This is a genomic window from Pigmentiphaga humi (assembly GCF_900606115.1).
GTDB lineage: Bacteria > Pseudomonadota > Gammaproteobacteria > Burkholderiales > Burkholderiaceae_B > Pigmentiphaga > Pigmentiphaga humi.
On the sequence record NZ_UWPJ01000030.1, the window covers coordinates 25,218 to 51,288 of the forward strand.

General features: G+C 66.5%; 26 protein-coding genes. 8 read left to right on the forward strand and 18 right to left on the reverse strand.

What is annotated here, in order from left to right; all coding sequences use genetic code 11:
- Positions 1-9 precede the first annotated feature (9 nt).
- Positions 10-1,323, reverse strand: a complete 1,314-nt coding sequence (locus tag PIGHUM_RS19515; protein ID WP_124081394.1) for a Rieske 2Fe-2S domain-containing protein — start codon at positions 1,321-1,323, stop codon at positions 10-12.
- A 16-nt stretch (positions 1,324-1,339) separates the two neighbouring features.
- Positions 1,340-2,236 carry a Bug family tripartite tricarboxylate transporter substrate binding protein gene (locus PIGHUM_RS19520; protein ID WP_160142359.1) on the reverse strand — a complete coding sequence of 299 codons (897 nt, stop codon included), beginning with the start codon at positions 2,234-2,236 and terminating at the stop codon, positions 1,340-1,342.
- 321 nt (positions 2,237-2,557) lie between these two features.
- Here PIGHUM_RS19520 and PIGHUM_RS19525 point away from each other — a divergent pair, with 321 nt between their 5' ends.
- On the forward strand, positions 2,558-3,745 hold the full coding sequence (locus PIGHUM_RS19525) for an FAD-dependent monooxygenase (RefSeq protein ID WP_124081396.1): 1,188 nt from the start codon (positions 2,558-2,560) through the stop codon (positions 3,743-3,745).
- A gap of 147 nt (positions 3,746-3,892) precedes the next feature.
- On the opposite strand, the gene rsmI is transcribed toward PIGHUM_RS19525, so the two are convergent.
- Positions 3,893-4,831, reverse strand: coding sequence for a 16S rRNA (cytidine(1402)-2'-O)-methyltransferase (rsmI, locus tag PIGHUM_RS19530; protein WP_124081397.1), 939 nt, complete (start codon positions 4,829-4,831; stop codon positions 3,893-3,895).
- 26 nt (positions 4,832-4,857) lie between these two features.
- On the opposite strand from rsmI, the gene PIGHUM_RS19535 reads away from it, so the two are divergent.
- The 7 genes from PIGHUM_RS19535 (at position 4,858) to PIGHUM_RS19565 (ending at position 9,882) form a co-directional block, all read left to right on the forward strand.
- Positions 4,858-5,334 carry a YraN family protein gene (locus PIGHUM_RS19535; RefSeq protein WP_124081398.1) on the forward strand — a complete coding sequence of 159 codons (477 nt, stop codon included), beginning with the start codon at positions 4,858-4,860 and terminating at the stop codon, positions 5,332-5,334.
- Between the two features lie 153 nt (positions 5,335-5,487).
- On the forward strand, positions 5,488-6,078 hold the full coding sequence (locus PIGHUM_RS19540; protein WP_124081399.1) for a phosphoheptose isomerase: 591 nt from the start codon (positions 5,488-5,490) through the stop codon (positions 6,076-6,078).
- Positions 6,078-6,749 (forward strand): BON domain-containing protein, encoded by a 672-nt coding sequence (locus PIGHUM_RS19545; protein ID WP_124081400.1) that lies wholly within the window; start codon positions 6,078-6,080, stop codon positions 6,747-6,749. The genes PIGHUM_RS19540 and PIGHUM_RS19545 overlap by 1 nt, the downstream gene beginning before the upstream one ends.
- Positions 6,750-6,771: 22 nt before the next feature.
- Positions 6,772-7,305: a TlpA disulfide reductase family protein gene (locus PIGHUM_RS19550; RefSeq protein ID WP_124081401.1), complete on the forward strand. Its 534-nt coding sequence runs from the start codon at positions 6,772-6,774 to the stop codon at positions 7,303-7,305.
- Positions 7,306-7,315: 10 nt separating this feature from the next.
- On the forward strand, positions 7,316-8,200 hold the full coding sequence (kdoO, locus tag PIGHUM_RS19555; RefSeq protein WP_124081402.1) for a Kdo hydroxylase KdoO: 885 nt from the start codon (positions 7,316-7,318) through the stop codon (positions 8,198-8,200).
- Positions 8,201-8,211: 11 nt separating this feature from the next.
- Positions 8,212-8,979, forward strand: coding sequence for a phytanoyl-CoA dioxygenase family protein (locus PIGHUM_RS19560; protein ID WP_124081403.1), 768 nt, complete (start codon positions 8,212-8,214; stop codon positions 8,977-8,979).
- 96 nt (positions 8,980-9,075) lie between these two features.
- Positions 9,076-9,882 carry an SAM-dependent methyltransferase gene (locus PIGHUM_RS19565; protein ID WP_124081404.1) on the forward strand — a complete coding sequence of 269 codons (807 nt, stop codon included), beginning with the start codon at positions 9,076-9,078 and terminating at the stop codon, positions 9,880-9,882.
- A 22-nt stretch (positions 9,883-9,904) separates the two neighbouring features.
- Here PIGHUM_RS19565 and PIGHUM_RS19570 read toward each other — a convergent pair whose 3' ends face one another.
- The 15 genes from PIGHUM_RS19570 to PIGHUM_RS19640 form a co-directional block, all read right to left on the reverse strand.
- Positions 9,905-10,894, reverse strand: coding sequence for a Bug family tripartite tricarboxylate transporter substrate binding protein (locus PIGHUM_RS19570; RefSeq protein ID WP_160142360.1), 990 nt, complete (start codon positions 10,892-10,894; stop codon positions 9,905-9,907).
- Positions 10,895-11,375: 481 nt separating this feature from the next.
- Positions 11,376-12,428, reverse strand: a complete 1,053-nt coding sequence (locus PIGHUM_RS19575; RefSeq protein ID WP_124081406.1) for a tRNA-dihydrouridine synthase — start codon at positions 12,426-12,428, stop codon at positions 11,376-11,378.
- 41 nt (positions 12,429-12,469) lie between these two features.
- Positions 12,470-13,339 (reverse strand): IclR family transcriptional regulator, encoded by an 870-nt coding sequence (locus tag PIGHUM_RS19580; RefSeq protein ID WP_124081407.1) that lies wholly within the window; start codon positions 13,337-13,339, stop codon positions 12,470-12,472.
- Positions 13,340-13,347: 8 nt separating this feature from the next.
- Positions 13,348-14,283 carry a DUF6282 family protein gene (locus PIGHUM_RS19585; RefSeq protein ID WP_124081408.1) on the reverse strand — a complete coding sequence of 312 codons (936 nt, stop codon included), beginning with the start codon at positions 14,281-14,283 and terminating at the stop codon, positions 13,348-13,350.
- A gap of 37 nt (positions 14,284-14,320) precedes the next feature.
- The gene (locus PIGHUM_RS19590) at positions 14,321-15,094 is read right to left on the reverse strand and encodes an HpcH/HpaI aldolase family protein (protein WP_246013354.1); all 774 of its coding nucleotides are present in this window, start codon (positions 15,092-15,094) and stop codon (positions 14,321-14,323) included.
- 30 nt (positions 15,095-15,124) lie between these two features.
- Positions 15,125-15,493, reverse strand: a complete 369-nt coding sequence (locus PIGHUM_RS19595; protein ID WP_124081410.1) for a cupin domain-containing protein — start codon at positions 15,491-15,493, stop codon at positions 15,125-15,127.
- Between the two features lie 195 nt (positions 15,494-15,688).
- A complete protein-coding gene (locus PIGHUM_RS19600; RefSeq protein ID WP_124081411.1) occupies positions 15,689-16,996 on the reverse strand; it encodes a type II toxin-antitoxin system HipA family toxin in 1,308 nt (435 codons plus the stop codon).
- A complete protein-coding gene (locus tag PIGHUM_RS19605; RefSeq protein ID WP_124081412.1) occupies positions 16,996-17,349 on the reverse strand; it encodes a helix-turn-helix domain-containing protein in 354 nt (117 codons plus the stop codon). The genes PIGHUM_RS19600 and PIGHUM_RS19605 overlap by 1 nt, the downstream gene beginning before the upstream one ends.
- A gap of 144 nt (positions 17,350-17,493) precedes the next feature.
- Positions 17,494-18,474 (reverse strand): Bug family tripartite tricarboxylate transporter substrate binding protein, encoded by a 981-nt coding sequence (locus PIGHUM_RS19610; RefSeq protein ID WP_124081413.1) that lies wholly within the window; start codon positions 18,472-18,474, stop codon positions 17,494-17,496.
- Positions 18,475-18,539: 65 nt separating this feature from the next.
- Positions 18,540-19,433 carry a transketolase C-terminal domain-containing protein gene (locus tag PIGHUM_RS19615; RefSeq protein ID WP_246013356.1) on the reverse strand — a complete coding sequence of 298 codons (894 nt, stop codon included), beginning with the start codon at positions 19,431-19,433 and terminating at the stop codon, positions 18,540-18,542.
- Between the two features lie 52 nt (positions 19,434-19,485).
- Positions 19,486-20,424: a thiamine pyrophosphate-dependent dehydrogenase E1 component subunit alpha gene (locus PIGHUM_RS19620; RefSeq protein ID WP_124081415.1), complete on the reverse strand. Its 939-nt coding sequence runs from the start codon at positions 20,422-20,424 to the stop codon at positions 19,486-19,488.
- A 154-nt stretch (positions 20,425-20,578) separates the two neighbouring features.
- Positions 20,579-21,499, reverse strand: coding sequence for a LysR family transcriptional regulator (locus PIGHUM_RS19625; RefSeq protein ID WP_160142361.1), 921 nt, complete (start codon positions 21,497-21,499; stop codon positions 20,579-20,581).
- 40 nt (positions 21,500-21,539) lie between these two features.
- Positions 21,540-22,544 carry a lipoyl synthase gene (gene lipA / locus PIGHUM_RS19630; protein WP_124081417.1) on the reverse strand — a complete coding sequence of 335 codons (1,005 nt, stop codon included), beginning with the start codon at positions 22,542-22,544 and terminating at the stop codon, positions 21,540-21,542.
- Between the two features lie 66 nt (positions 22,545-22,610).
- A complete protein-coding gene (lipB, locus tag PIGHUM_RS19635) occupies positions 22,611-23,306 on the reverse strand; it encodes a lipoyl(octanoyl) transferase LipB (RefSeq protein ID WP_124081429.1) in 696 nt (231 codons plus the stop codon).
- 99 nt (positions 23,307-23,405) lie between these two features.
- Positions 23,406-26,045 (reverse strand): PKD domain-containing protein, encoded by a 2,640-nt coding sequence (locus PIGHUM_RS19640; RefSeq protein ID WP_124081418.1) that lies wholly within the window; start codon positions 26,043-26,045, stop codon positions 23,406-23,408.
- Between the last annotated feature and the right edge of the window lie 26 nt (positions 26,046-26,071).

Consider the following 26,071-nt stretch of genomic DNA (forward strand, 5'->3'; position numbering starts at 1 on the left):
GGCCGGGCCCTATGCGAACGAACGTTCGCCGTAGGGAGACTCGGTACGCGTCGCCTCCTGCAGCGTCGCCTCGGCATCGGCCAGCCGCACGCCTTCGGGCAGGAAGAGCGTGGCCGAGCGCACGCGGTAGGTCGACGGGTCCAATGCGGGAAGTTCTTCCCCCCGCTCGGCTCTTCTGGCCGCCTCCATCAGCCGCCGCCGGGTCTGTACGATGGCGATGTCCGTGGTGGTCAGGCGCTCCAGCGAGCGGTCGACGATCGGGCCCATGCTTTCCTGCACCGAGGCGTCCTGCATGGCGATCCCCTTGATGCCGCTGTAATAGCGGCCTTCGCGCTGGGCCTCCCGATCCATGAGATAGTCGTTGTCCTTGTTCGCCGCAGTCCTGAACGAACCCGGAATCAGTTCCGCGTATATCCCCTCGCCGTTGTGCATTTCTTCCAGTTCCGTCTCGGTCAGGGGACGGCTCGGGTGGTAGGTCACGTTCCACACGAAGCAGTTCTCGTCGTCGATCGGCACCCAGGCATGGCCATGCAAGGGACTGTCGGTAGTGCGCGGCGGAATCATCGTGTACCAGGGCATGATCCACTGCGTAATCCGCCAGTAGTTCGTGCCGTCGCCCGCGCGGCGGCTGGCGCCGATCTGCAGGCCGGAGGCGGAAGGCGTCACCTCGAAATGGATTTTTTTCTCGTTCAGGAAGGAAAGCCGCTCGCGCGAACCCGTGCCCGGATCGCTATCGAGCGTGCCGCCTTTGCGCAGTTCCCCGCCATGCAGCGACGAGACGTGGCTGGAGTCGATTCCCCCTTCCAGCGCCTGCAGGTAGTTGCATTCGCCAAGGCGGCGGTCCACGTAGCGGTGCGAACCCGGAACGGTCGTCCATTCGAACTCCGGCGGAGGGGGCCGGTGTTCGGGGGGGCCCATATAGGTCCACACCACACCGCCGCGCTCGATGCACGGATAGGACTTGATCCTGATGTCCTTGCGCAAGGCATCGTCGCCCTCGTGCGAAGGAATGTCCACGCACTGCCCCTCGGCATCGAATTTCCACCCGTGATACGAACAGCGCAAACCGTGCCCCTCGTTCCTGCCGAACCACAGGGATACGCGCCGATGCGGACAGTACCGGTCGAGCAGCGCCACGGTTCCAGCGGTGTCGCGAAAGCAGATGAGCTCTTCCGACAAGAGCTTGACGCGAACGGGATCGCAGTCGGGCCCGGCCACTTCGCTGGACATCATCACGGGTATCCAGTAGCGCCGGAACAGCGCCCCCATCGATGTTCCCGGACCGGTACGGGTCAACAGCTCGTTTTGCGCAATCGTAGTCATATAGGAAGGCCTTTCTTTACTCTTGATTCGAAACTCGGTCTTTCGCGTGCGAAGCGGGAAACAAGGCCCCCCACATCTTCAGATCCGAGGCGATGAGGTCGCCGAGCTCCTTCGTCGTCCCCTGCACCTCCACCTTGTCCAGGCTGCCGAAGCGCTTCATCACGGCTTCGCGCATCGACGGTTTCTCCCGCGCCGCGTTGAACGCCGCGTTGATTTTCTTGACGACCTCGGGTGAAGTACCGGCCGGCGCGAGGACGCCGCTCCATCCCACGACCTTCAGATTCCGGAAGTCGGATTCCGCCGCCGTAGGAACGTCGGGCAGCCGCGGATCGCGTTCCGGGCTTATGGTCATCAGCACCTTGATCCGTCCCTGCTCTTCCAGACTGAGCACCTGCGCGCCCGAGACGATGATGGCGTCGATGGTGCCGCCCGCGAGATCGGCCACCGCTGCGGCGGCCGTCTTGTACGGAACGTGCACGATGTCGATGCCGGCCTCGCGCTTGAACAGCTCCATGGCCAGGTTCTGTACGGAACCGTTGCCGGGAGACCCGTAGTTCAGGCTCCCGGGTTTGTCCTTCGCCAGCTTGACCAGGTCTTGGACCGTGCGGACGCCGAGCTTGTCGCTCACCGCGACGGTGAAATAACTCGGCCCGCCGAAGAACACCGGCGTGAAACTGCGCACCGGATCGTACGAGGTCTTGCCGATGACGGCGTTGAGGACGATGCTGCCGCCGGTGAACAGCAAGGTGTAGCCATCGGCCGCTGCTCTGGCCGCCTGTCCCACTCCGATGTCGCCGCCGGCGCCTGTCCGGTTCTCGACGACGACGGGGACCCGCCACGCCGCGGACATATGCGTGGCATATTCCCGCGCCAGCCAATCGACTTCCGTGCCTGCCGCCTGAGGAACAACCATGGTTATCGGCCTTTCAGGAAAAGCCGCATAGGCGGCATTCCCGAGGGGACCGAAAAAGGCACAGCCCATTGCGGCGATTCGGAGCCACCGTTGTCTCGTCGTTGTAGTCATTTTTTGGCAATTCGCTGGTTGAAGGTACAGCGCGATGGTAGGACCGCCGACGGCGTTCCACAATTGATGCTCCTTCAGCTTCGATGTGCACCGCATGCACTATGCGCGGGCCCGCTTCCCCCCTTTCGGCCCGTATAGTTCACCTCGGCACGCGGCCGGCGGACAGGCCGGCTCCGCCTCCTCGCGGGGGCGTTTTTCTGAGGACCCATCATGCGCATCATCATCGTTGGCGGCGGAATCGGCGGCCTGACCGCCGCCCTCGCGCTGCTGAACCAAGGCTATCGAGTACGCGTTCTGGAACAGGCCGCCGAACTCAAGGAAGTGGGCGCCGGCATCCAGCTTGGCCCCAATGCCGTACATGCGCTGTTCGCGCTGGGTCTCGAGCAGGACCTGATGCGGCTATCGTGCGAACCTTCGCAGAAGGTCGTGCGCCTGTGGAACACGGGCCAGACCTGGCCCATATTCAATCTGGGCGACGTTTCGCGCGAGCTGTACGGCTATCCCTACCTGACGGTGCACCGCGCCGACCTGCACGCCGCCATTGCAGAGGGCATCCGCCGGATCGATCCGGCCGCCCTGGTGCTCGGCGCGAAGTTCACCCACTACGAACAAAATACTGACGGCGTACTGGTCGAGACCGCCGACGGCCGCAGCTTCGAGGGCGACATCCTGGTGGGAGCCGACGGCATGCACTCGCAGATGCGCAGCCTGCTATTCGGCGCCGACAGCCCGCGCTTCTCGGGCCTGCTCGCCTGGCGCGGCGTGATCGACGCCTCCAGGCTGCCCGCGCAACTGCGCGAGCCTCATGGCGTGAACTGGGTCGGCCCGGGCGCGCACGTCGTGCACTACCCGTTGCATGGGTACAGGCAAATCAATTTCGTCGGCGTGGTCGAGCGCAGCGACTGGCTGGTGGAATCGTGGACGGAACGCGGCAGCACGGAAGATCTGCTGAACGATTTCAAGGGTTGGCACGAAGACATACAGACGCTCGCAAAAGCCATCGATACTCCCTACAAATGGGCATTGATGGTGCGCGATCCCATGTCGCGCTGGAGCGCCGGCCGCGCCACGCTGCTGGGCGACGCCTGCCACGCCACCCTGCCCTTCCTGGCCCAAGGTGCCGGCATGGCCATCGAAGACGGCCTCATCCTGGCGCGAGCCTTGAAACGGTATGAATCCAATCCGGTCGAAGCGCTGATGCGCTACGAGGAAGCGCGCAAGGAACGCACCGCCCGCGTCGTCACCGGCTCGAACGACAACACCAGGCGCTTTCACAACCCGGCGCTCGCGTATGCCGACGGCGCACAAGCCTACGTCAACCGCGAATGGCAGGAAGAGCGCGTGAAGGAACGCTACGAGTGGCTGTTTACTTATGACGCGGAGACGGCCGACATCTAGCGCTCTGTTTGCGCATAAAGGCGCCGCCGCCAAACCTGGAGCGGCGCATTCACGAGGACAGCAAGGTCCCAGCAGCGGTCAAGCGGCGGACGAACGGGCGCATGCTGGCGCTTTCGCCTGCCCGCTCAGCCCCATGCATACGATCGCCTACTCCTCTTCGCCTTGCTTGAGCGCCAGCGCCCGCGCATACAAGGCGTCCCGCGCCGCCCCGGTAATCCGCGCAGCCACCTTGGCGCTGTCGCGCACGCTCAACACCTCCAGCAGGGCCCGCAGCACCTCGTCGGCGCCGGCATCGCCCGGTTCGACCCCGCTCTGGGGCGGCGCCTCCACGATCAGCACGAACTCCCCCTGCACGCGCTGCGGATTCGCCGTGAGCCACGCCTGCGCCTCCTCCAGCGGCAAAACGGCGATTTCCTCGAAGCGCTTGGTCAGCTCGCGCGCCACGGTCACCTGGCGGCGCCCGCCGCAGACGGCCGCCAGGTCCGCCAAGGTCGCCGCCACCCGGTGCGGCGCTTCGTACATGACCACGGGCGCGGGCAAGGCGCACCACTGGGCGAGCCAGCGCTGGCGGGCAGCCGCCTTGGAAGGCGGGAATCCCGCAAACGCGAAGGCGGGATTCTCGTCCGAGGTCGCTCCGCTGGCCATCAGCGCCGCGATGACCGCGCTGGCCCCGGGCATCGGCACCACCGGATACCCCGCCTCGCGCACCGCGCGCACGATGCGCGCCCCCGGGTCGCTGACCCCGGGCGCGCCGGCATCGGACACCAGCGCCACCCGCTCGCCGCCGGCCAGCCGGGCGACGATGGCCTGGGCGGCCTGGGCCTCGTTGTGGCGGTGCGCCGCCATCAAGGGCGTGGCCACGCCCCAGGCGTCCAGCAGCGGACGGGTCATGCGGGTGTCTTCGGCGGCGATCACGTCGACCCGCTGCAGGCACGCCTGCGCGCGCAGGCTCAGGTCGCCCAGGTTGCCGATGGGCGTGGCCACGACGTACAGCGCCGGCGCCGGCCAATGCTGCGCCGCGATTTTCTCCGCCAGGCGGCTCCAGGCGGAGACGGGCTGGGCGGCTTGCTCGAATTCTTTGTCCATGCCGCGAGAATAACGCGAGGCCGCGCATGACGTCCCCCGATCCGGCCCACGCGCTGGCGCATGCCGCCCAGCGCCGCGCCGTGCGCAAGCGCCGCCGGCGCGCGGCGGCCCGCCCTTCCGGCGCGGCTCCGCCCGCCGCCCGGTCGCCCGCCCAGCAGGCCGGCGACCGGGCCGAAGACCGGGCCCTGGCCTGGCTCCGGGCGGCCGGGCTGCGCCTGGTCGCCCGCAACGCCAGTTGCCGGGCCGGCGAGATCGACCTGATCATGCAGGACGGCGCGGTCCTGGTCTTCGTCGAGGTCCGGGCCCGCACGGCGGCGCGCTACGGCGGCGCGGCAGCCAGCGTCACCCCGGCCAAGCAGCGCCGGCTGGCCCTGGCGGCGCGCCACTTCCTGCACACCCGCTGGCGCGGCCCGCTGCCGCCGTGCCGGTTCGACGTGCTGGCCTTCGAAGCCGCCGGCCCGCCGCGCTGGATCCGGCATGCCTTCGATGCAACGCTCGCCTGAGCGCCGTGCGCCGGCGCTCCAAAACGCCCGCCAAGGAAACTATCATTGCGAAAACGGATCGAACCCCGGATCGGACAGGCCCGGCCGTCGCCCCAGGCACGCCTGCCCATCCCCCGCAAGCCCACCGCAGCGTACGCATGAGATAATTCCGGCATGGACCTTATCGCCCGCATTTCCAACCATTTCCGCGACGCCGTCGCGCTGTTCGAGCATTGCCAGGACACCCTGTCCGCCCCCACCGCCGCGGCGGTGGACGCGCTGGTGTTCTCGCTGACCAACAACGGCAAGATCCTGGCCTGCGGCAACGGCGGCTCGGCAGCCGACGCGCAGCATTTCGCCGCCGAGCTGGTCGGCCGCTTCGAGCGCGAGCGCCTGCCGCTGGCGGCCATCGCCCTGAACACCGATACTTCCATCCTGACCGCGGTCGGCAACGATTTCGGCTACGACCGCGTGTTCTCGCAGCAGGTCAACGCCCTGGGCCAGCCCGGCGACGTACTGGTGGCCATCTCCACCAGCGGCAACTCGGTCAACGTGATCGAAGCCATCGAAGCCGCCCATTCGCGCGAAGTCCGCGTCATCGCGCTGACCGGCAAGGGGGGCGGCAAGATCGGCCAGATGCTGACCGAGGACGACGTGCATCTGTGCGTGCCGCACGACCGCACGCTGCGCATCCAGGAAGTCCACATCCTGCTGCTGCACGCCATGTGCGACGGCATCGACGCTCAATTGCTTGGAGATCTCTGATGCTTGGCAAACCGGTCAAATCGGTACGTCCCTGGATACTCGCCGCGCTGGTGGCCAGCTCGGCCTGGGCCGTGTCGGCCTGCGCGCCCATCATGCTGGGCGGCGCCTACGTGGGCACCATGGCCGCCACCGACCGCCGCACCGTCGGCATCCAGGTCGAAGACAAGAACATCGAGCTCAAGGTCGGCAACCGCCTGTCCGGCCGCTATGGCGACAAGGGCCACATCAGCACGAACGTCTACAACCGCAAAGTGCTGCTGACCGGCGAAGTTCCCACCGAAACCGCCAAGGCCGATGCCGAAACGCAGGCGCGCGGGGTCGAGAACATCCTCTCCGTTGTCAATGAACTGCAGGTCGGCCTGCCCACTTCGCTGGCGACCCGCTCCAACGACGTCTTCATCGAAGGCAAGATCAAGGCCTCGCTGGTCGACGCCAAGGACTTGTTCGCCAACTCCTTCCGCATCGTCGTAGAGAACGGCACGGCCTACCTGATGGGCCGGGTCACCGAGCGCGAAGGCAAGCGCGGCGCCGAGATCGCCGCGGGCGTGACCGGCGTCAAGAAGGTCGTCAAGGTCTTCGACTACATCACCGAGGAAGAACTGCAGGATCTGTCCAGGGTGAAGGCCGAAGAGAACCAGTCCGCCCCGGCCGGCCAGTCCGGGGCGCGCTGAGCCCGCCAGACCGGAGATTCGCATGCGCCCAGCCGTTTTGCCCCCGCACCGCGCCCAGCGCGGCGCCGCCAGGCTCGCCGCGGTGCTTGCCGCGGCCCTGCTGGCGGCAGCCGGCGCATGGTTCGCGCTCGCGCCCTCGGCGACCATGCCCGACACCACCTTCACCTCCATCCAAGGCGAGAAGATCGACGCGTCCAGCCTGCGCGGCAAGGTCGTGCTGGTCAACTTCTGGGCCACCAGCTGCGTCACCTGCGTGCAGGAAATGCCGATGATGGTCGAGACCTACAAGAAGTACGCGCCGCAGGGCTACGAGATGATCGCCGTGGCCATGAGCTACGATCCGCCCAATTACGTGCTGAACTTCGCGCAGACGCGCGACCTGCCCTTCATCGTCGCGCTCGACCCCATGGGCGCCATCGCCCGCAGCTTCGACGACGTCAAGCTGACCCCGACCTCCTTCCTGATCGACAAGCAAGGGCGTATCGTGAAGCGTTACCTGGGCGAACCGAATGTCGCCGAGTTCCACGCCACCATCGAGAAAGCGCTCGCCGGCTGAGCGCCCTGCCATGACCGCCACGACCCGCATCGTCTCCATCGACCACCAGGACTGGCACGCCGCCCCGGCGCTGCCCGGCCCAGCCTCGGCCATCGCCGAGCTCGAAGAAGGCAAGGTGCTGTATTTCCCGCACCTGCGCTTCGATCTGAGCGCGGCGGAAATCCGGCTGCTCGACCCCGCGCTGGTCGATCCCAAGCGCAAGAACATCAGCCTGAATGCCACCACCGGCAAGCTGACCGGCGTTGCGGTGGAAGACCAGCGGCGCGACGCCATCGGCGCGCTGGTGCGCCGCTACTACGAGACCACGCGCGGCTTCTTGGAGCAGTTGCTGCCCGAATACGCCGGCCGCCTGCACGCGCCCACCACCAGCCTGCGGCTGCATCGCATCGGCACCTGGAAGATGTCCTGGCGCAAGGACGACACCCGGCTGCACGTGGATGCTTTTCCGTCGCGCCCGGTGGGCGATCAGCGCATCGTGCGCGTGTTCAACAACATCAACCCGCACGGCGACACGCGCCGGTGGCGCGTCGGCGAATCGTTCGACACGCTGGCCGCGCGCTACCTGCCGCAGCTGCCGCCCTACCGCCCGGGCGTGGCCTGGCTGCTGGACAAGCTGCACATCACCAAGAGCCGCCGCAGCGCCTACGACCATTTCATGCTGCAATTGCACGACCGCATGAAAGCGGATGCCGGCTACCAGCGCGACGGCGAACAGGAAAGCATCGAGTTCCCGCCCGGCAGCACCTGGATCTGCTTTTCCGACCAGACCCCGCATGCGGCCATGACGGGCCAGTTCATGCTGGAACAGACTTACCTGCTGCCCGTGTCGGCCATGGCCCATCCCGAGCGCTCGCCGCAGCGGGTGCTGGCCCGGCAGGCCGCCGCGGCCCACTGAACATTTGCGACATGGCTAGCCAGTCTCGCGACGAACAGATCGCGGCCCTGCGCCGCGACGGCCTGGTGGTGGTGCGCGACTTCCTCGATGCGCCCGCCTGCGCGGCCCTGCTCCAGACCGCGCGCGCCCAGCTCAACGCGCACATCGAGCCCATCGAGTACGAGGCCGACCTCGGCTACCCCGGCGCCCCCCCCTCGCGCGAGGCCGAAGGCGGCCGGACGGTGCGGCGGCTGCTCGACGCCTGGTCGCGCGACGAGGCCTACCGCCAGTACGCCACCTGTGCGCCCATCCGCGACTGGATGGCCGCCTACTTCGGCGAGCCCGCCCGGCTCTCGCTGGCGCACCACAACTGCATCATGACCAAGCACCCGCGCTACGGCACGCTGACCGGCTGGCACCGCGACTTCCGCTACTGGTCGTTCGAGCGCGACGACATGGTCTCGATCTGGCTGGCGCTGGGCGATGAGTACGACCGCAATGGCGCGCTGCACCTGGTGCCGGGTTCGCACCTCGAACAGTTCGACGCCTCGCGCTTCGACGCGAAGAAATTCTTCCGCGACGACCTGCCGGCCAACCGTTCCTGGATAGACCGCGCCATCGTGCCGGAGCTGCATGCGGGCGACGTCATGTTCTTCCACTGCAATACCTTGCATGCCGCCGACCGCAACGCCACCGACGAGGTCAAGTTCTCGGCCGTGTTCACGTACCACGCGCGCAGCAACCGCCCCCTGCCGGGCACGCGTTCGGCCTTGAAAGGAAGCGTGGGGCTGGAGGGATAGGCGGAGGAAAGGGTTGTTTCGAGTAGTGGCGCGGTGTTTCTGTCGCGGCTGCGCTCCGCCTTGTTATGCTCTCGGCTCCACCCCATCCATGGAGCGATGATGTCACGCCGCCTGAGCTGGATCTTCCCCGCCGCGCTAATTGCGGCCAACCTGTTCGCGCCGCTGCACGCCACGGAGCGGCGCCCGCTGGACGTGCCGTTCATCACGACCCCGTCCGCCATCGTCCAGCGCATGCTGGACATGGGCGACGTCAAGGCGGGCGATTACCTGATCGATCTGGGCTCCGGCGACGGCCGCATCCCCATTGCCGCGGTGGGCACCCGCGGCGCGCAGGCGCTGGGGGTGGACATCGACCCGGCGCGCGTCACCGAGGCCAAGGCCTACGCGCAACAGGCGGGCGTACAGGACCGCGTCGCCTTTCGGCAGCAAGACCTGTTCGACACCGACCTTTCGCGCGCCCAGGTCATAACCATGTACCTGTTCCCGGAAATCAACATGCGGCTGCGCCCCCGGCTGCTGGACCTGAAACCCGGCACGCGCATCGTCTCCCACGCCTTCCACATGGAAGACTGGACGCCGGACCGCCACGACGTCGTCGATAGCCGCGACATCTTCCTGTGGATCGTCCCGGCGAAGGTCACCGGCCTGTGGAGCCTGAACAGCGCCGGCGGCGAACCCATCGTGCTGCGGATGTGGCAGCAGTTCCAGCGCATCCAGGGCATCGCCATCTTCCCCGGCGAGCACTCCATCCCGCTGATGAACGCCACGCTGGAAGGCTCGCGCATCCGCTTCGACCTGCACACCGCGAGCGGCGTGCGCAGCTTCTCGGGACAAGTGCAGGGACGCACGATGCAGGCCGATGCCGCCGACGGCGGCGCGTGGACGGCGACCCGCTACGACTGAGCCGCCGGCGCCGCGCGGCCGATTACTGCACCGTGACGCCTGCCTGCTCGAGCAGCTTGGCCCAGCGCGGCAGGTCCAGCCGCAGGCGGTCCGCGACCTTCTGCGGCGTGCCGCCTTCCGGCTCGGCGCCGATGTCGGTAATGCGCCGGCGCACATCCTCTTTGGCCAGTCCGTCGTTCAGCGCGCGGTTCAGCGTCTGGATGATCGAGGCCGGCGTGCCGTGCGGCGCGTTCAGCGAAATCCACGAACTCGCGTCGAAACCGGGATAGCCCAGCTCGGCGACCGTGGGCACCGACGGCAGCATGTTGGAGCGCTTCGGCGTGGTCACCGCCAGGGCGCGCAGCTTGCCGGCCTTCACCAGCGGCGTCGCGGTCGGGACGATGTCCATCATCACCTGCACGTTGCCGCCGACCAGATCGGTCAGCGCCGGAGCGCTACCCTTGTACGGCACGTGCATCCACGTAACGCCCGTGGCCTGCTGGAAATATTCCCCCATCAGATGGTTGATGCTGCCGCTGCCGGCCGAGCCCATCGCCAGCGGACGTGAGCCGGACTTCGACAAAGCCACCAGCTCGGACACCGTGTTCGCCTTGAGCGCCGGGTTGACCACCAGGATGCCCGGCGTGCTCGCATACCAGATCACCGGCTCCAGCTTCGCCAGCGGATCGAACCCGCGCTCCTTGAACAGGGACGGGCTCACCGTGAGCGGCCCGGCGGCGCCGACCGCCAGGGTATAGCCGTCGGGAGCCGCCTTGGCCGCTTCTTCCATCGCCAGCAGCCCGCCCGCGCCGGGACGGTTCTCGACCACCACCGCCTGGCCCAGGCTCTCGTTGATCGACTGCGCCATCAGGCGGCCGATGATGTCGACCGCGCCCCCCGGCGCGAACGGGACCAGCAGCCGGATGGGCTTGGTCGGATAGGTCTGCGCCGCCGCCGCGCCACAGGCGGCCATGCAGGCCAGGGCGACGGCGCCGCGGCGCAATGCGGCGATGGGGAAGGACCACGAGGACATGCTGTTTCTCCTTTGTTTGGGCATGAGCGCGACCCTGCCTGTGCGGCATGCGCGTCCTGCGCTTGGAATGATGGGAATCGCCGGCTGTTTCCAGACTGCCCGGATGCCGGCGGCTTTCCGGGCGGCAGCGGAAGAATCCGCTCGGTCCGTCTTCAGTTCAGGCTGTCGTGTCTCGGTATCGTTGTCGAAAAATCACTGTTTTCTTGATCGAGGCAAACGGTTTTTCCACCGATGAGTCCAGTGTAATCTTTATCTTTGGAAAGAACAAAGTATTTTTGAAAGAAACACAAAAACATGACTCGACGGTGCGTTTTCACGCGGCGGCCCGATGCGCATTGCGCACCGAGCCATGCCGCGCCCATGCTCGCATGGCGGCAACCGCGGGGGGAACGGAGGATAAAGACCGGCTCCGCGAGCCTATTGCGCGCCGCTGCGGTGGAATCGCCGCAGGCGCAGCGGCGCGCGTCCGGGCGGGCGTGGCTCAGGATGCGGCGGGCGGCGCGAAGGTCTGCCAGTATCCGGGCCGGGAAGCCTGGTCGGCGTAGGATTCCAGCCGGTCGGCCGCGACGCCCAGCAATTGGGCGGCGGTCTTGCCACGGCTCTGCAGGTATTCGTCCAGCTCGCGCACGCTGCGCGCCAGCACCTCGTACCCGCCGGTGAACACGGCCGAGGTCATTTCGGTGGCGCTGGCGCCGGCCAACAGGAAGCGGGCCACGTCGCGCCCGTTGCGTGCGCCGTTGGTCGCCAGCAGCGGGTAGTCGCGGCCCAGGCGCTTGCGGCTCAGGGCCAGCCAGCGCGCCGTCAACGGCAATGCCCAGCCGCCCCCCAGCGCCGCGGACGTGCCCAGCATGGGCGCCTCCGTATCGAGGTCGGGCAGGAAGCCCATGAAACGGCCCATCATCACGACCGCGTCCGCGCCGGCCTGCTTGGCGGCGTCGGCCAGGGCCGCGACGTCCTCGCTCTGTCCGGTCAGCTTGATCCACAGCGGCAGCCGCGTCGCCGCGCGCAGCGTGCTCACGATGGTGGCGATGCGGTCGCTGCTGCGTTCGAGCACGATGGCGCCGCGCGCGGCTTCCTCGCCGTGCGGCGCACCGATGTTCACTTCCAGCACCCGCAGGCCCATTTGCTCGATGGCCCGCGCATAGCGCGCGCACTGGTCGAGATCGCTCAGGATCAGGCTCGGAATGACGTACGAACCCTGCGCCGCGGCCTCGCGATCGAGCACGACCAGTTGCTCCATCCAGGTCTCGAACTCCAGCTGGATCAGGCCCGAACGGCACAGCAGCTGCGCATCGGCAGGCGGCGCGAAATTCCACGGCTGCCGCTGCCAATCGCTGCCCAGCAGCGCGTAGTCGGTGCGGTCCAGCTGCTGCTTGGCCGCCGCCGATTCGTTGACGGACTTGGCCACCACGGCACCCGCTCCGGTGCGCAGGGCCGCGCGGATGGCGTCGGCCGTCATGGTGTGTTCGCCCGATCCGCAGATCACGGGATTCTTCAGGCGCAGCGAACCCACCGCCACTTCAAGTCTGGACATGGAAACTCTCTTTCGATTGCGGCGGGTCTTCCCGGCGCGGCTTATTTCTTGCCGGCGCCGGCCAGACCCAGATGCTTGTAGGAAACGCCGTTCATGCGTTCGGTAAGGGCCGCCGCCGCCTGCTGCACCTGCTCCACCATCGCGGGCAGCGGCGGCGCGGGCACGTCCTTGCTCGCGCCGATCACGCCTATGCTGCCCACCAGCTCGTCGCCTTTCTCCGTGCCCCGGAATATCGGCGCGGCCAGCACGTTGATGCCGTCGAGGACCTCGCCGTTGGCTTCCTCGTACAGGCGCTCGCGGATTTGCTCGAGCCGCGTCAGGATCCGCGCCGGATCGACCATGGAACGCTCGGTGTAGGCCTGCAGCCCGCGCCTGAGGATCTTGCGCTGCAGGGCGGGATCGCAATAGGCCAGCACGATCCGGCCCTGGGCCGAACAATGATGCGGGACGCGGTTGCCGGGCTTGACGGTGATGCAGACCTGGTTGGTCGACTCCACCGACGAGATGACCAGCGCGGAATCTTCGGTGACCGCGGACAGCAATGCCGTCTGGCTGGTCAGGTCGCGCAGCTGCGTAAGGTAGGGATCGGCGATCAGCCGCAGGTCGAACTGTTCCCCCGCGGCGGTTCCGTAGGACACCAGCTTGGCGCCCAGCCGGTATTTCTCGCTGATGGGATCCTGCTCGACGATGCCGATCTGCCGCAAGGAAGCCAGGTGCCGGTAGACGCGCGGCTTGGGCTCGTCGATGGCCAGCGCCAGTTCGGTCACGCCCAGCGGCCGCCGGGCCGCCGCCAGTTGATCGAGTATCGTGAACACGATGGCCACCGACTCCAGCATGGCGGGTCCGGTCTTGGTCGAAGCCGCCGGCACTTCCGGTTCCGTCTTCGGCTGCTTTGCGGCGCTGGTCCTCATACCTCTCCTCAGATACCCATCAGGGCGGATGCGTTGGTGGAAGTCATTTTACGAACTTCCTCCTCGCTGTATCCCAGATCGAGACAGGTACGGATCACATGGCGGAAACCGTCCACGATGCGCGGATTGCCCTGCTGGCCGAGGTCCGAGCCCAGGATGGTCCGGTCGACCGTGCCGGCCTCGATGATCTGGCGCAGGAACTCCGGTTCGTAGAACTTGAACTTGGAGCCGGGCACCCACATGCACATCGAATGCTCCATGTAGACCCCGTCGCGCGCGAGCACCTTCATGTCGTCCAGCGTGGCGTCCACCACGTAGGTGGGATGGTTGACCAGCAGGCGCTTGACGCCGCGCTTGCGCGCTTCCTCGAAGAGCGGCCACATTTCCGAGATGTGCAGGTGGCCTCCCGACAGCACAACGTCGGCCTCGGCGATCAGGTCGAGGATGTCCTTCACTTCCTCCTTGAGCCTGCCGTTGGCGTCCAGCACCGTCAGCGGCACCGGATCGATCATCTTCTTCTTGGTCTGCGGGAATTTCTCGGTGAACTTGTGATCCTGCTTGTGGTGGTCGATGTGGTTGGCCGACGAGAAGGTCGGCATCCACACCAGGCGCGCGCCCAGCTTGATGCCATGCTCGACCGCGTGCACGTTGAGCCCGCCCACCGAGTTGTTCAGCGGCACGCCCGACAGCATCAGCACGCCCAGGTTGCTGAAGTGCTTGTTCAGCAGGTAGGTGACCGGCGTGGCCGAATAGTAGTGGTCTTTGAGCAGCACGGCCTTCAGGCCTGCCTCGGAGGCCTCCCGCATCGCTTCCAGGTGATCCAGATAGCGGGCCATCACCGAGGGGCCGCTGTGGCAGTGCAGGTCGATGGCGCCCTTCACGAGGCTCTCGACCACCGGGTCCAGGTCGGTGCCGGACGCCGCTGCGACGGTAGAAGTATTCATAGCTAGCATTCCTGAAAAATGAAGAAGAGTCCCGCGCTCACGTCCGCGCCGAGGCCATGCGGCCGCTCAGGCCGAGGGCGGCGGCGCGCAGCCAGCTTTGGTCGGACCCGATGACGAACAGGCTGACGCCACGCGCGGCATACGCATCGAGCGCGCCGGCGTCCGGCAGGAAAATACCCACGGCGACCCCGGCTGCCGCGCCGGCCCGGACGACCTTGTCGACCGCCTGCGCGACCAGCGGATGATCGAGCTCCGCCACGCCGTAGGACACGGCCAGGTCCGCCCGCCCGATGAACAGGCAGTCGACGCCGGGCACCGCGGCGATCGCCTCGATGTTGTCGACGCCGGCCTTGTCCTCGATCTGGCACAGCACACTGACGCCGGAATCGGCCTCCTGCATGTGCCGGGCCATGGACAATGCGCCGTACCCGCCCGAACGCGGCGAGTTGCTGTAGCCGCGCACGCCGCCGGCATAGCGCGTCCGCGCGATGATCTCGCGGGCGCAATCGGCGTCGGTCACGTGCGGCACCAGCACCCCGGCGGCGCCCATGTCCAGAACGCGCAAGACACTGGAGGCGCCCGGATCGGGCAGGCGCACCACCGCGGCGGTGCCCGCGGCACAGGCGGCCAGCACGCATTGGTCGAGCTGGGCCGGATCGAATACCGCATGCTCGGCATCGAGCACGACGAAATCCAGCCCGGCGCCGCCCGCGATCTCGACGTGCTGGTACGCGGGCGTCTTGATGAACGTGCCGCCCAATTGCGCACGTGCGCGAAGCCTGTCGCGGAACACTTTATTGATGGCGGTCATGGTCGCTCCCGGACGGTCGCTGCTGCGCATTCACTCGAACTCGGCCTTCTGGTACTCGACCAGATGCTTGTAGTCCTCGCGCAGCGGCGCAAACACGTCCAGATTCAACACCACCTCGTCGCCCACCGGCTCCGCGTAATGCACCACGTGCGGCGGAATGCGGATCATGCTGCCCGGCCCGCCCTCGACCACCTCATCGCCCAGGTGGAAACGCACCCGGCCCTGCACGATGATCACCACCTGCTCGAACGTGTGGCTGTGGGGATTGGTGTCCATTCCCGGCGTCAGCCAGTTCATCACGCACATCACGTCGTCGCCGCGGAAGCCGACCCGCTCCACGCCCTTGCGCACGGTCTCCCTAGGCAAGTCGTTCCAATTGTGCAAATTCGCCAATGCCATGCGACCTCCTAATTTCGTTCTCTTGAAGAGAAAACTATTCTAATCCAAGAAACAAAATTAGGACAATGCGACAAGAGAGGGTCTGGCCACTAGCGAGCCGCGCGGATGCAATCTCTACCGGCGCCAGACCACATCCGGCTCCAGTTTCAGCAGGAAGTTGTAGTTACGGCGGCAACGCACATGGCTGCCAGTGACTTAAGCCGCCTCGACCCCATCGAGGAAGTGCTGCGCCTGCGCGCGCATTTCCCGGGCAATGGGTATCCATATCCGTTCGGGGAAATCCGGTGCGAGGATGGTTTCGACAGTATCGAGCGCTTCGGGGACACGTTCGGCGAGCAAGATCATCTGCTGCCATACTTCCTCCCCGCCGTGGCTTCCGGTCAAGTTGCGCCAGTAGCGAGGGCGGATCCTATCCAATGCGTAGTGACGATTCTTACCGCGCACGGCCATGGCCATGTGCAGCTTATTCATCCGCCATTGTCCGATGCCGTTTCCGACATAGGGCCATACCGACATGACGTCGTAGAGCGGAGTCATCGCAAAGCGACCGCCCGGATACAGGAAGATCGAGAAATTCTTGGCGTGTCCATCGATAGCCGCCATCAGCCAATAAGCGAACATCGCCAATTGAAAGGCCAGGGGATCCGCTGGCGCATCGCTGCCAGCCAGCAAGTCCAGGCACGCGGACGCACCGGGCCCCCCGTGCGCCTCGTATTTTCTCCCAGGTGGAACGCCCAACGCCTGGCACAAATCCTCCTGGGGCAGGCGTGCGATCCACCTGCCGCCATCGACCCATTGCCGATCGAAACGTTCGACGATCAGTGCTTCCTGGTCTTCGAACTGCGCCATCTCAGCGCGAGCGGTGGGCAAACCGAGGGCCGTCAGTATCTGTGCGCATACCCATTCATTGGCTACCGTATCGAACAATTGCACCGTACGGTGGCGGTTCACGATGGGCAGTTTGAAAATGTGCGTACTGGGAGTCGCGCCAATGGGCCGATGCCACCGGCCGCCAATGAGCGCAAGCGCCGTTTTGTCCTGTGCTCCGGCCAACGACAGGCGGAACACCTCTACATCCGTCTGGGCCCCGACTCCTGCCACGGGTACATCGCGCAACGCTTGTGCGATGGCGGGCGTGTCGAGTAGTTCGCCGCGAATTTGGTCGTATCCATCGGGCGGAATCTCTGGCGGCAGCAATTGCACTGCGCCTATGCAATCTCGTCCCACAGCCTCTAGCAATGAAAAAGGGCTGAGATCCCGAACGGCAAAGCGCGCAGCGATCTGCTCGCGAATGAGCTTGCTGTCCGGCAATAAGTTGTCGAAGTAGTTCTCGACATGCTCACCCTGCAGCTCCAGCTCCGCAGTAATGGGCAGCGATAGGGAGATAGGTCGCGCGTGGGCGGATTCGGCCCATTCCCGGGTATATGCAAAACGATGCAGGCCGCGATTGAAAAACCAGGTCCCCACGCGCTCGCCATTCATCCAGACCCACAGGTCGGCCATTACCAGCTCCCCTGCCTGCGTTCGATCTTGATGGCGGGCTCCGCTTCACCGACCTTGCCTTTTTGGCGGGCAGCCCCTTGTGTGACAGTTGCACTGCGGCCGTATACCCTGTCTGCGCCACTTGTGGCCGAGGCGTGCTCATGAGTCTGAAGAACCATGCGCGTCTGCAGTACAGCCAACAGGCGCAGCAACTGCTCCACGCTGACCGACCCCGGATTGGCTTCTATCTCGGCAATACGCGCTTGTCCCACACCCAGCATTTTCCCGAGCTCTGCCTGGGTCCATCCGCGCATTCGCCGCAATGCGCGAAGCTGCTGTCGCAACTGTCCGCTCACCGCAATCGGGAAGTCCATGCCATGTCCTCTGGCTTTTCAGCACAAGGTATTTTTATAGGCGATCCCCGATTTTTTTTCAATATTGGCAATTACCGATAATTCTAAAAATCGGGAATCACCGATAAATTTCCATTATTGGCAGTTCCCGATTTACCTCCGCGATTATTCGAATTTCAAGTTGGCCTTCTTCACCAGCGCCTTGATGGTCTCGGTCTCCTGCGCCACTCTCGCGCCCAACGCTTCGGGCGTACTCGGAAGAGGGGCGGCGCCCAGCGCGGTCAAGCGGCTTTCGACCTCCGCCGAGGTCAAGACCGCGCGGACTTCGCCGTTGAGCCGCCGGACGATTTCGGCCGGTGTTCCTTTCGGCGCGAACAACCCTGCCCATGGACTCAGGTCGACCCCGCTCAACCCGATCTGCCCAAAGGTGGGAACCTCGGGCAACGCATCCGCCCGCGCTTGTCCCGTCACCGCCAGCGGCACCAGGCGGCCGGCCTGGATGTACGGAATGGACGACGCGACCGTGTTGAACAGCAATTGCACGCGCCCCGCCGCGACTTCCTGTACCGCCGGCTCGCTGCCCTTGAAGGGGATATGGGTGATGTCCATTCCCGTTTGCGATTTGAATATCTCGGCCGCGAAATGCGCCGAACTGCCGACGCCGAACGAAGCATAGTTGAGCTTGCCCGAATGGCGCCCGGCGTACTGCCGCAGTTCCGGGACGGATTTCACGCCCAGCGCCGGAGAGGCGACGAGGACCATCTGCGCGGCATTGAGCATTGAGATCGGCGCGAAATCGCGGGTAGCGTCGTAGCCCAGCTTCGCGCCCACCATGCTGGCGGCATAAGTCATTTCGGCGGCAGTCCCCTGCAGCAGGGTATAGCCGTCCGGCGCGGCGCGCGCCACGTATTCCGCGGCGATCACTCCACCTGCGCCCGGCTTGTTCTCGACGATCACGGGCTGCCCCAGCCTGGCGCCGAGCTTGTCGGCCACCACGCGCGCCAGGGTGTCACCCAGCCCGCCGGGCGCGTAGCCGATGACGATGCGGATCGGACGTACAGGGTAGTCCTGCGCGGCGGCCCGGCCGGGTACCGCCGGCGCCGCGGCGGCGCATGCGCAAGCAAGAATCGAAACCAAGCGGATCATGGTGTCTCCCCTTTTGTTGTGGGTGATGCTCGTATGGCGAACGACGCAGCCCCGAAACCCGCGCTTTATGCGGGGCCGGCGACCAGGCTACGGGCTTCCTCGGCGATCTGCGCCACCGTCGGCAACGGCCCCTCTTCCCCCAAGTGCGGCAAGAAGGTCTCTTCCCGGCACAGCAAACGGGCGGCGCGCTCGAGCGTGCCGGCCGGCAACTGGGCGAGCGAGGCCAGCGCGATCGCGCCGTAGCCGCCGTAGCCGGGTTCGTCCTGGACGACCAGCATCCGCCGCGTGCGCCGGGCGCTCCGCTCCAGGGCCTCATGGTCGAACGGCTTGACGTGCCCCAGGCTCAGCACCTCGGCCGACACGCCTTCGGCCTGCAGTTGAACGGCGGCATCCCGCGCGAGGGCGAGCGCGCGGCCGGCCGCGACGATGCTGAGATCCGTCCCGGGATGCACCACCTTCGCCCGCCCTGCGCCGCTGCCGTCGCCGATATCGCCGGAAGCATCGAACAGGGAACGATCGGGCAGATACAGAGTGGGCGTCTTTCGATTGAACGCCTCGCGAAGCTGCCAGTACGCCTCGTCCGGCGTAGCCGGCATGCAGATCGCCAGGTCGGGCACATTGCAATACCACGAGGCGGTAATCTCCGTCCCCATCGGCCCATGGCGCGAGCCGCGCCCGATCGGCGCATGGATGATCACGGGGCAATCCAGTTGGCCAGCCGTCGAAAAACGCAGCTTGCAGGCCGAATGGACGATCGAACCGAAAGCCACCGCGGAAATGTCCGCGTAAGCCAGCTCCACGACGGAGGTCCAGCCCTTCATGGCCGCGCCCACCGCCATCCCGATCATCGCGCTCTCGCTGATCGGGCAGTCGCGGATCCGCTGCGGGCCGAACCTATCCACCAATCCCGCGCTGAGGCCCGACGCGCTGAAGCGGCCGATGTCCTGGCCGGTCATCATGGTCCGGGGATTCGCCACCATCGCGTCTATCAACGCCTGGCGTATCGCGGCTTTATAAGTGTGCATCGGCTGCCTCCCAGGCGGCGTGAATGTCCGAGGCTTCCTGCTCGGCGACGGCGTCCAGCTCGCTCTCCGCCAAGCCCAGCGCGACGCAATGCCGGCGCAGGCGCGCGATCGGGTCCTTCGCCGCCCAGGACGCGAGCTCATCGCCGATGTCCTCGCGCGGCTCGGCGAAATGCGTACTGTAGCTGCCCATCCGGTAAGTGAAGCAATCGAGCAGCACCGGCTCGCCCGCCAAGGCGCGCGCCCGCGCATGCGCCGCCGCCTGGTACACGGCCAGCGCATCGTTGCCGTCGACGTCCAGGCACTCGAACCCGTAGTTGGAGAAGTAGGGAGCCATCCCACGGTGCCGGCGCATCGACGACCATGGCTGGGACACCTGGTATCCGTTGTTCTCGCAGATCATCACGAAAGGCAGGCGCCAAAGCCCCACCAGATTCATCGCTTCGTGGAAATCGCCGGCGCCGAAGGTGCCGTCTCCCATGAAGCACGCGGTCACGCCCGCATCCCCGTCCATCCGCTGCGCCAACGCGTAGCCGGCGGCCATCGGCAGCCATGCCCCGATCATCGACGAGGCGGGCATGACGCCTCGCGCCGGCCACGACACATGGTGAAAGACCTCTCTTCCCGACAAGAGCGAATCGGACGCTCCGGCCAGTTCGCGGAAATGCTCGCGCGCGGTGATGCCTTTGCCGAAGAAAGCGGGCCGGGACCGATAGGAAGGGAAGACGACATCGTCGGGCCCGAGCGCCGCGGCGGCCGCGCCTATGGCCTCCTGCCCGAGCGACGGATAGGTGTTGGTCACGATCCGGCCGGCCGCCTTGAGGCCGATGCACAATGTCTCGAACTCCCTTGTCCGCACCATCAGCCGGTACAGCCGGATCATCAGGCCGGCGTCTTCTCCTGCGGCGCTCGCTCTACCGTTGTCCATCCATCCTCCCTTGCCTGGCGCATCGGTCCGATCCGCCGCAACACGGCGCGTCGGATTGCATGGGCATGATGTGGCGGCCCGCCGGCCGCGTCCAATAGGGATTGAATCTGGAATCGATAAGAACGGCTTATCGAATGCGCGATGGAGTAGCCGGTCAGGCGCTCTGCAAGCCGGCGGCGGCGGGAACGATTTGTTCCTGCATCAATGCCGAGAAAGCCAAGGTGCGAGGTTCGATGTTGGTTTCGACCCAGGCGATAGCGACGCGGAAATCGGTCGCGGGAGCGACCAGTTTCGCCGCGGCGACCGGAGGCCCGTCGGTCCTGACGATCCAGCTCGGCATCACCGCCACGCCCATGCCCTGGGCAACCAGTTGCCGGACCAGCCGGATCTGCCCCGCCTGATAGGAAACCGGAATGTCGATGCCGCGCTCGCGGCAAAACTCCTTCATGGCGGCATGGCGAACGGTCGACCCTTCCGAAAACCGGATCAGGCGCTCGCCGACCAGGTCCGGCGCACCCACGGCCTTACGGCCGGCCAATCGATGCACAGGCGCCATCAACACCACCGCATCGGCACGGAACAGCTCGATCACGGTCAATCCCCGCAGCGTTTCCGGCGGACAAAGCGCGATGTCGATGAAGGCGGCGTCGAGCTCGCGTTCGTGCAAGGCGGCGCAGAGTTTCTCGTTGCTTTGCTCGATGTACGAAAAATCCACGTTGGGATACGTATTCGAGAACGAGAGGAAGATTTCCTTGAAGAAGAACTCGCCCAACAAGGGCAAGGCGCCGACCAGCAAGCGGCCGCCCTGGAAATTGTTCAGGTGGAGCATCTCGGCCTCGGCCAGCCTGATTTCGCTCAGCACTTTTTCGGCGCGCCGCAGGAAGGTCCTGCCGGCGTCGGTCAGCTGGACGCTGCGTTTGCCCCGCTCGACCAGGGTCGTGCGCAGGTGCTCCTCCAACTGGCGGATCTGCATCGACAGGGCCGGTTGGGCGATGTGCAGATCGCGGGCGGCGCGAGTGAAATTCTGCTGTCGCGCCAGCGCAATGAAATACCGCAGATGGCGTAGTTCCAGCATGCCGCCCGGCCCTCCTTTTCGGAGGACCATTCTATAGCGGTCAGGCCACGCCGGCCGCGTGCGCCTGCTGGTCGGCGTGGTACGAGGAGCGCACCATCGCGCCCACCGCCGCATGCGTGAAGCCCATGGCATAGGCCTCGCGCTCGAACATCGCGAAGGTGTCGGGATGCACGTAGCGCAGCACCGGCAGGTGGTGCTCGGAAGGCTGCAGGTACTGGCCGATGGTGATCATGTCGACGTTGTGGACGCGCATGTCGCGCATGACCTCGAGGATTTCCTCGTCGGTCTCGCCCAGGCCCAGCATCAGGCCGGACTTGGTGGGCACGTCGGGGTGCAGCGCCTTGAACTCGGCCAGCAGCTTGAGCGAGTGCTCGTAGTTGGAGCCGGGGCGCGCCTGCTTGTAGAGGCGCGGCACGGTTTCGAGGTTGTGGTTCATGACGTCGGGCGGGCCGGCGTTCAGGATGGCCAGAGCGCGGTCGAGGCGACCGCGGAAATCGGGCACCAGGATCTCGATGCGGGTCGAGGGCGACAGCTCGCGGGTCTTGGCGATGCACTCGACGAAGTGCGCGGCGCCGCCGTCGCGCAGGTCGTCGCGGTCCACCGAGGTGATGACCACGTAGTTCAGCTTGAGCGCGGCGATGGTGCGGGCCAGGTTGAGGGGCTCGTCGGTATCCAGCGGATCGGGCCGGCCGTGCCCCACGTCACAGAACGGGCAGCGGCGCGTGCACTTGTCGCCCATGATCATGAACGTGGCGGTGCCCTTGCCGAAGCACTCGCCGATGTTCGGACACGAGGCTTCCTCGCACACGGTGTGCAGATTGTGCTCGCGCAGGATGCGCTTGATGTCGTAGAAGCGCGAACTCGGCGAAGCGGCCTTCACGCGTATCCATTCCGGCTTCTTGAGCCGTTCCACCTGCACGACCTTGACCGGGATGCGGGAGACCTTGGATTCGGACTTCTGCTTCTTCAGCGGGTCGTAGGCCGGCGCTGCCGCGGGTACGTCGGCATGGCCGCCCAGGGTGGACGTGTCTGGTACAGAACTCATCGAACATTCCTCTTCAGCGGGGCCGGGGGTGCAGCCGGGCTGAGGCTGGGAGACTGGTAAAGACCCTTATTCTACCGCCGCCGGCCCGCCAGCCGCCAAATCCCCTGCCGCCGGCGCGGCCGTCAACGCCCTTGCCAGCGACTGCGCCAGCCGGTCGCCGGCCTCCTCCAGCCCGATCGCCACGCCGCACGCCGCCAGGTCGACGGTGCGCAGCCCGGCGTAGCCGCAGGGATTGATCCATTCGAACGGCGTCAGGTCCATGTCCACGTTCAAGGCCACCCCGTGGTAGGTGCAGTGGCGATGGACCTTGATGCCCAGGGCGGAAATCTTGGCCAGCTCCGGCGGGGCGGACGCGCCGCCGGACCCGGGCCGCGGCCAATCGACGTAGACACCGGGCGCGGCCGGCTTGCGGCGGGCGTCGGGCAGGCCCAGCCCGGCCAGCAGGTCGATCACCGCCTGCTCGACGCGCTGCACGTACTCCTTGACGAAGTAGCCGGCCCGGCGCAGGTCCAGCAGGACGTAGGCCACGACCTGGCCCGGCCCGTGGTAGGTCACCTGGCCGCCGCGATCGCTCTTGACCAGCGGCACGTCGTGCGGCGCCAGCACGTGTTCGGTCTTGCCCGCCAGGCCCAGGGTGAAGACGGGCTCGTGCTCGACCAGCCAGATCTCGTCGGGCGTATCGTCGGCGCGGGAAGCCGTGAAGGCCTTCATGGCCTCCCAGGTCTCGTGGTACGGGGCGGGGCACGGCAGCCAGCGGACGATGGGGAAGGTGGACATCATGCGAGTGTACCGCCGGGCGGGCGGCACACTCGCCGGATCAGGCCGGCATCCCGCCGGGATGCCGGGCCGCCGCGAACGGCATCACGAGCAAGCTGCGACCGAACTGCTCGGCGGCTTCCACTCGAACGTGAAGTTCGGCAGTTCCTTGATCCTGAACGACCATACCAGGCCGTCCTTGCCGACCATCTGCATGCCGTCGCATACCTCGGGGTTGTTGGCGATTGGCCATACCAGCTGGAACTCCAGAACCTGGCCCTTGCGCACGATCTGGCCGTCGCTCAGCCCCGCGAACTTGGGTTTTTCGACGCCGTAGGTGTCGTAGGCTTTCAGATCCGCAATGGTGTAATCGCCGCCCGCGGTCAGACGGATGGTCTTGACCACGAAATCGCCGCTGAAACCGAACCTGGCCGCCAGTCCCAGGCCTTGAATCCCGTCCCCGACCCCGGCGGTCACCGGGAACAGCAGCTGGTTGGGTTGCTTGGTCGCCGAGATATTGGCGTTCCAGGCGGGCTCCTCCTTCAGCGTCAGCCCCTGCTTGGTATTGTCCCAGTAGTGGCCGATATGGAGATCCTCCAGCAGCACGGTGGGGTAGTCCTCGCGCGTGGCCGCCTGGACGCTGAACAGGAAGGGGCCGGCCACCTCGGCGCCGTCGGTCACCAGCAGCGAGAGATCGTAGATGCCGGTCTTGGACGGCGCGAGCTTGAACGCGCTGCAGTCCCACTCCTCGGCCGCCATTTGCCTGTCGAACCATTCCTGGACGTCCACTCCCGGCAGGTAGCGGCCTCCCGAGAAGCACGACTGGATCGTTTCGCTGGGCTTGTGTCCGGTGTAGTTGTCGGGCTTCCCGGTCAGCGTCCACAGGTAGTTGATCCGGTCGCCGTCCGGGTCGAAGGCGTTGGCGGTGAACTGGAAGCCGTTCCACATATCTATGGGCAGCGCGTTGAACAAGTTCACGTTCTTGAGCACCGGGGCGATCCGCAAGGGCTGCTCCCGGTCGTACGGCAGCGCCTGGTAGGGCCGGGCCTCTGGCGGGCTGTTCTGGCTCTTGGCGAACACGGCGAGCGCGACGGACGCGCTGCTCGACCCCCAGCTGTCGGTCACGACCAGCGCAACCTTGTACGGCCCCGGCTTGTCGGTGACGAACGAAGCCTGCGCCTGATCGGCGTTCTTGATCGTGGCGGTGCTGCCGTCCGGCTTGTCCACCATGCGCCATGTGTAGGCAAGCCGGTTCTTGTCCGGATCGCTGCTGCCCGCGCCGGTCAGGACGACTTCGGCGCCGGCCATGACGGCGGCGCTGCCGGAAGACACCGCAGGCACGGCGGTCGGCGTGCGGTTGGCGCCGTTGAGCACGGTGAACGTCGCCGTGACGGGTTCGGACCATGCGCCGGCAAGATCCTGCACGCGCAGCTGGAACTTGTATTTTTCCGCGCCGCTGCCGTCGAAAGTGCGCGGGGTGAAGAAGGTGTTGCGCATGGAGGTCCGCTCCAGTGTCGCGGCCCCCGGCGCGGGTTCTTCCAATACCGTGTATTCGTAATTCATGCCCGCATAGGGGGACTGGTCGACGTCGTAGCTGGCGCCCCGGCCGTACAGCTCGGTGCGGGCGCCCTTCTCGATTTCGAAAGTATTCTGGTTGTAGGCGTGCATGAACATAGCCACGGGCGGCGTGTTGGCAGCGCCATCGGGAATGGCCGCATCGACGCGGAAATCGGCGCTCCCGACCTGCACGCCGTCGAACACGGCCAGGGTCACGTTGTAGGTGTCCGCCGCCACCGGCACGAAGCTGAGCTCGGCGGCATTGGCGCCGGTCAGTTCCGGCAGCGGCGCCAGGCCGCCCTGCGCGATGGTCCAGCGGTACTGCATGGTGCCGGTGCTGCGGCTGCCGGGCTTGCTGTCGACGGCGCTCAGCGTCACTTTCCTGCCGCGCACGAAAGGCTCCGGCGTCACGGCCTTGATGATGGCCTGCGGCGTGGTGGGCGCCTTCACGATGTTCAGGGTCAGCGTCGCCGGTTGCAGGCTTTTCCTGCCTTCGTAGCTCACGCTCAGTTCGGCTTCGTAGCGGCCTTCGACGTCGGCCGTGAAGCGCGGCTGCGCCTGCGTAGCCTCGGCGGGATCGAGCCCGGTCAACGCGCTGCCGGGAGGCACCGACACCAGGCGCCACGCGTAGATCAGCTTGGAGGCGTCGCCGCCGGTGGGCGGCTGGCTGCCGCGGCCGTCGAGCTGCACCATGCCCAGCGTCACGTCGCGCTCGCGCCGCTGCACCGCCGCGACGGGGTATACGCTGGTCGTCGTGAACTCCAGCTGCAGCGAAGCACTGCCGACGCCGTCGCTGACCGTCACGCCGAGGATGTACTGGCCTGCCAGCGCAGGCACGAAGCTGGTCTGCGCCGACGCGGGGCTGGCGACCGAGGCCGCGGAATAATCCGGCTGCTTGACGATGGTCCAGGAATAGCGCAGCGCCACGCCCGCCGGACCGGTGCTGGCGGAGGCATCGAGCGCGATGGCCGAACCGGCTTCGACTACGCTGCCGTTGAACAACTCCTTGCCGTCCACGCTGGCGCGCAGCACCGTGGTCACCTCGCTGGAGCCGTTGCCGCCTCCGCCGCCCCCGCCGTTGCCGGCTCCGCCCAGATCGTCGCCGGCGCTGGTGCCGCCGCCGCAGCCGCCCGCGGCCAGCAGCGCGGCCAGGCCCAGGCCCGCCATCAGCTTGCGCAATAGGTTCATCTTGCTTCCTTGGTTGTCCTGCGAGT

Coding starts and splice junctions, on each gene's coding strand:
- PIGHUM_RS19515 (WP_124081394.1), bottom strand. CDS start 1,323: ATGACTACGATTGCGCAAAACGAGCTGTTGACCCGTACCGGTCCGGGA.
- PIGHUM_RS19520 (WP_160142359.1), bottom strand. CDS start 2,236: ATGGTTGTTCCTCAGGCGGCAGGCACGGAAGTCGATTGGCTGGCGCGG.
- PIGHUM_RS19525 (WP_124081396.1), top strand. CDS start 2,558: ATGCGCATCATCATCGTTGGCGGCGGAATCGGCGGCCTGACCGCCGCC.
- rsmI (WP_124081397.1), bottom strand. CDS start 4,831: ATGGACAAAGAATTCGAGCAAGCCGCCCAGCCCGTCTCCGCCTGGAGC.
- PIGHUM_RS19535 (WP_124081398.1), top strand. CDS start 4,858: ATGACGTCCCCCGATCCGGCCCACGCGCTGGCGCATGCCGCCCAGCGC.
- PIGHUM_RS19540 (WP_124081399.1), top strand. CDS start 5,488: ATGGACCTTATCGCCCGCATTTCCAACCATTTCCGCGACGCCGTCGCG.
- PIGHUM_RS19545 (WP_124081400.1), top strand. CDS start 6,078: ATGCTTGGCAAACCGGTCAAATCGGTACGTCCCTGGATACTCGCCGCG.
- PIGHUM_RS19550 (WP_124081401.1), top strand. CDS start 6,772: ATGCGCCCAGCCGTTTTGCCCCCGCACCGCGCCCAGCGCGGCGCCGCC.
- kdoO (WP_124081402.1), top strand. CDS start 7,316: ATGACCGCCACGACCCGCATCGTCTCCATCGACCACCAGGACTGGCAC.
- PIGHUM_RS19560 (WP_124081403.1), top strand. CDS start 8,212: ATGGCTAGCCAGTCTCGCGACGAACAGATCGCGGCCCTGCGCCGCGAC.
- PIGHUM_RS19565 (WP_124081404.1), top strand. CDS start 9,076: ATGATGTCACGCCGCCTGAGCTGGATCTTCCCCGCCGCGCTAATTGCG.
- PIGHUM_RS19570 (WP_160142360.1), bottom strand. CDS start 10,894: ATGTCCTCGTGGTCCTTCCCCATCGCCGCATTGCGCCGCGGCGCCGTC.
- PIGHUM_RS19575 (WP_124081406.1), bottom strand. CDS start 12,428: ATGTCCAGACTTGAAGTGGCGGTGGGTTCGCTGCGCCTGAAGAATCCC.
- PIGHUM_RS19580 (WP_124081407.1), bottom strand. CDS start 13,339: ATGAGGACCAGCGCCGCAAAGCAGCCGAAGACGGAACCGGAAGTGCCG.
- PIGHUM_RS19585 (WP_124081408.1), bottom strand. CDS start 14,283: ATGAATACTTCTACCGTCGCAGCGGCGTCCGGCACCGACCTGGACCCG.
- PIGHUM_RS19590 (WP_246013354.1), bottom strand. CDS start 15,094: ATGACCGCCATCAATAAAGTGTTCCGCGACAGGCTTCGCGCACGTGCG.
- PIGHUM_RS19595 (WP_124081410.1), bottom strand. CDS start 15,493: ATGGCATTGGCGAATTTGCACAATTGGAACGACTTGCCTAGGGAGACC.
- PIGHUM_RS19600 (WP_124081411.1), bottom strand. CDS start 16,996: ATGGCCGACCTGTGGGTCTGGATGAATGGCGAGCGCGTGGGGACCTGG.
- PIGHUM_RS19605 (WP_124081412.1), bottom strand. CDS start 17,349: ATGGACTTCCCGATTGCGGTGAGCGGACAGTTGCGACAGCAGCTTCGC.
- PIGHUM_RS19610 (WP_124081413.1), bottom strand. CDS start 18,474: ATGATCCGCTTGGTTTCGATTCTTGCTTGCGCATGCGCCGCCGCGGCG.
- PIGHUM_RS19615 (WP_246013356.1), bottom strand. CDS start 19,433: ATGATGACCGGCCAGGACATCGGCCGCTTCAGCGCGTCGGGCCTCAGC.
- PIGHUM_RS19620 (WP_124081415.1), bottom strand. CDS start 20,424: ATGGACAACGGTAGAGCGAGCGCCGCAGGAGAAGACGCCGGCCTGATG.
- PIGHUM_RS19625 (WP_160142361.1), bottom strand. CDS start 21,499: ATGCTGGAACTACGCCATCTGCGGTATTTCATTGCGCTGGCGCGACAG.
- lipA (WP_124081417.1), bottom strand. CDS start 22,544: ATGAGTTCTGTACCAGACACGTCCACCCTGGGCGGCCATGCCGACGTA.
- PIGHUM_RS19640 (WP_124081418.1), bottom strand. CDS start 26,045: ATGAACCTATTGCGCAAGCTGATGGCGGGCCTGGGCCTGGCCGCGCTG.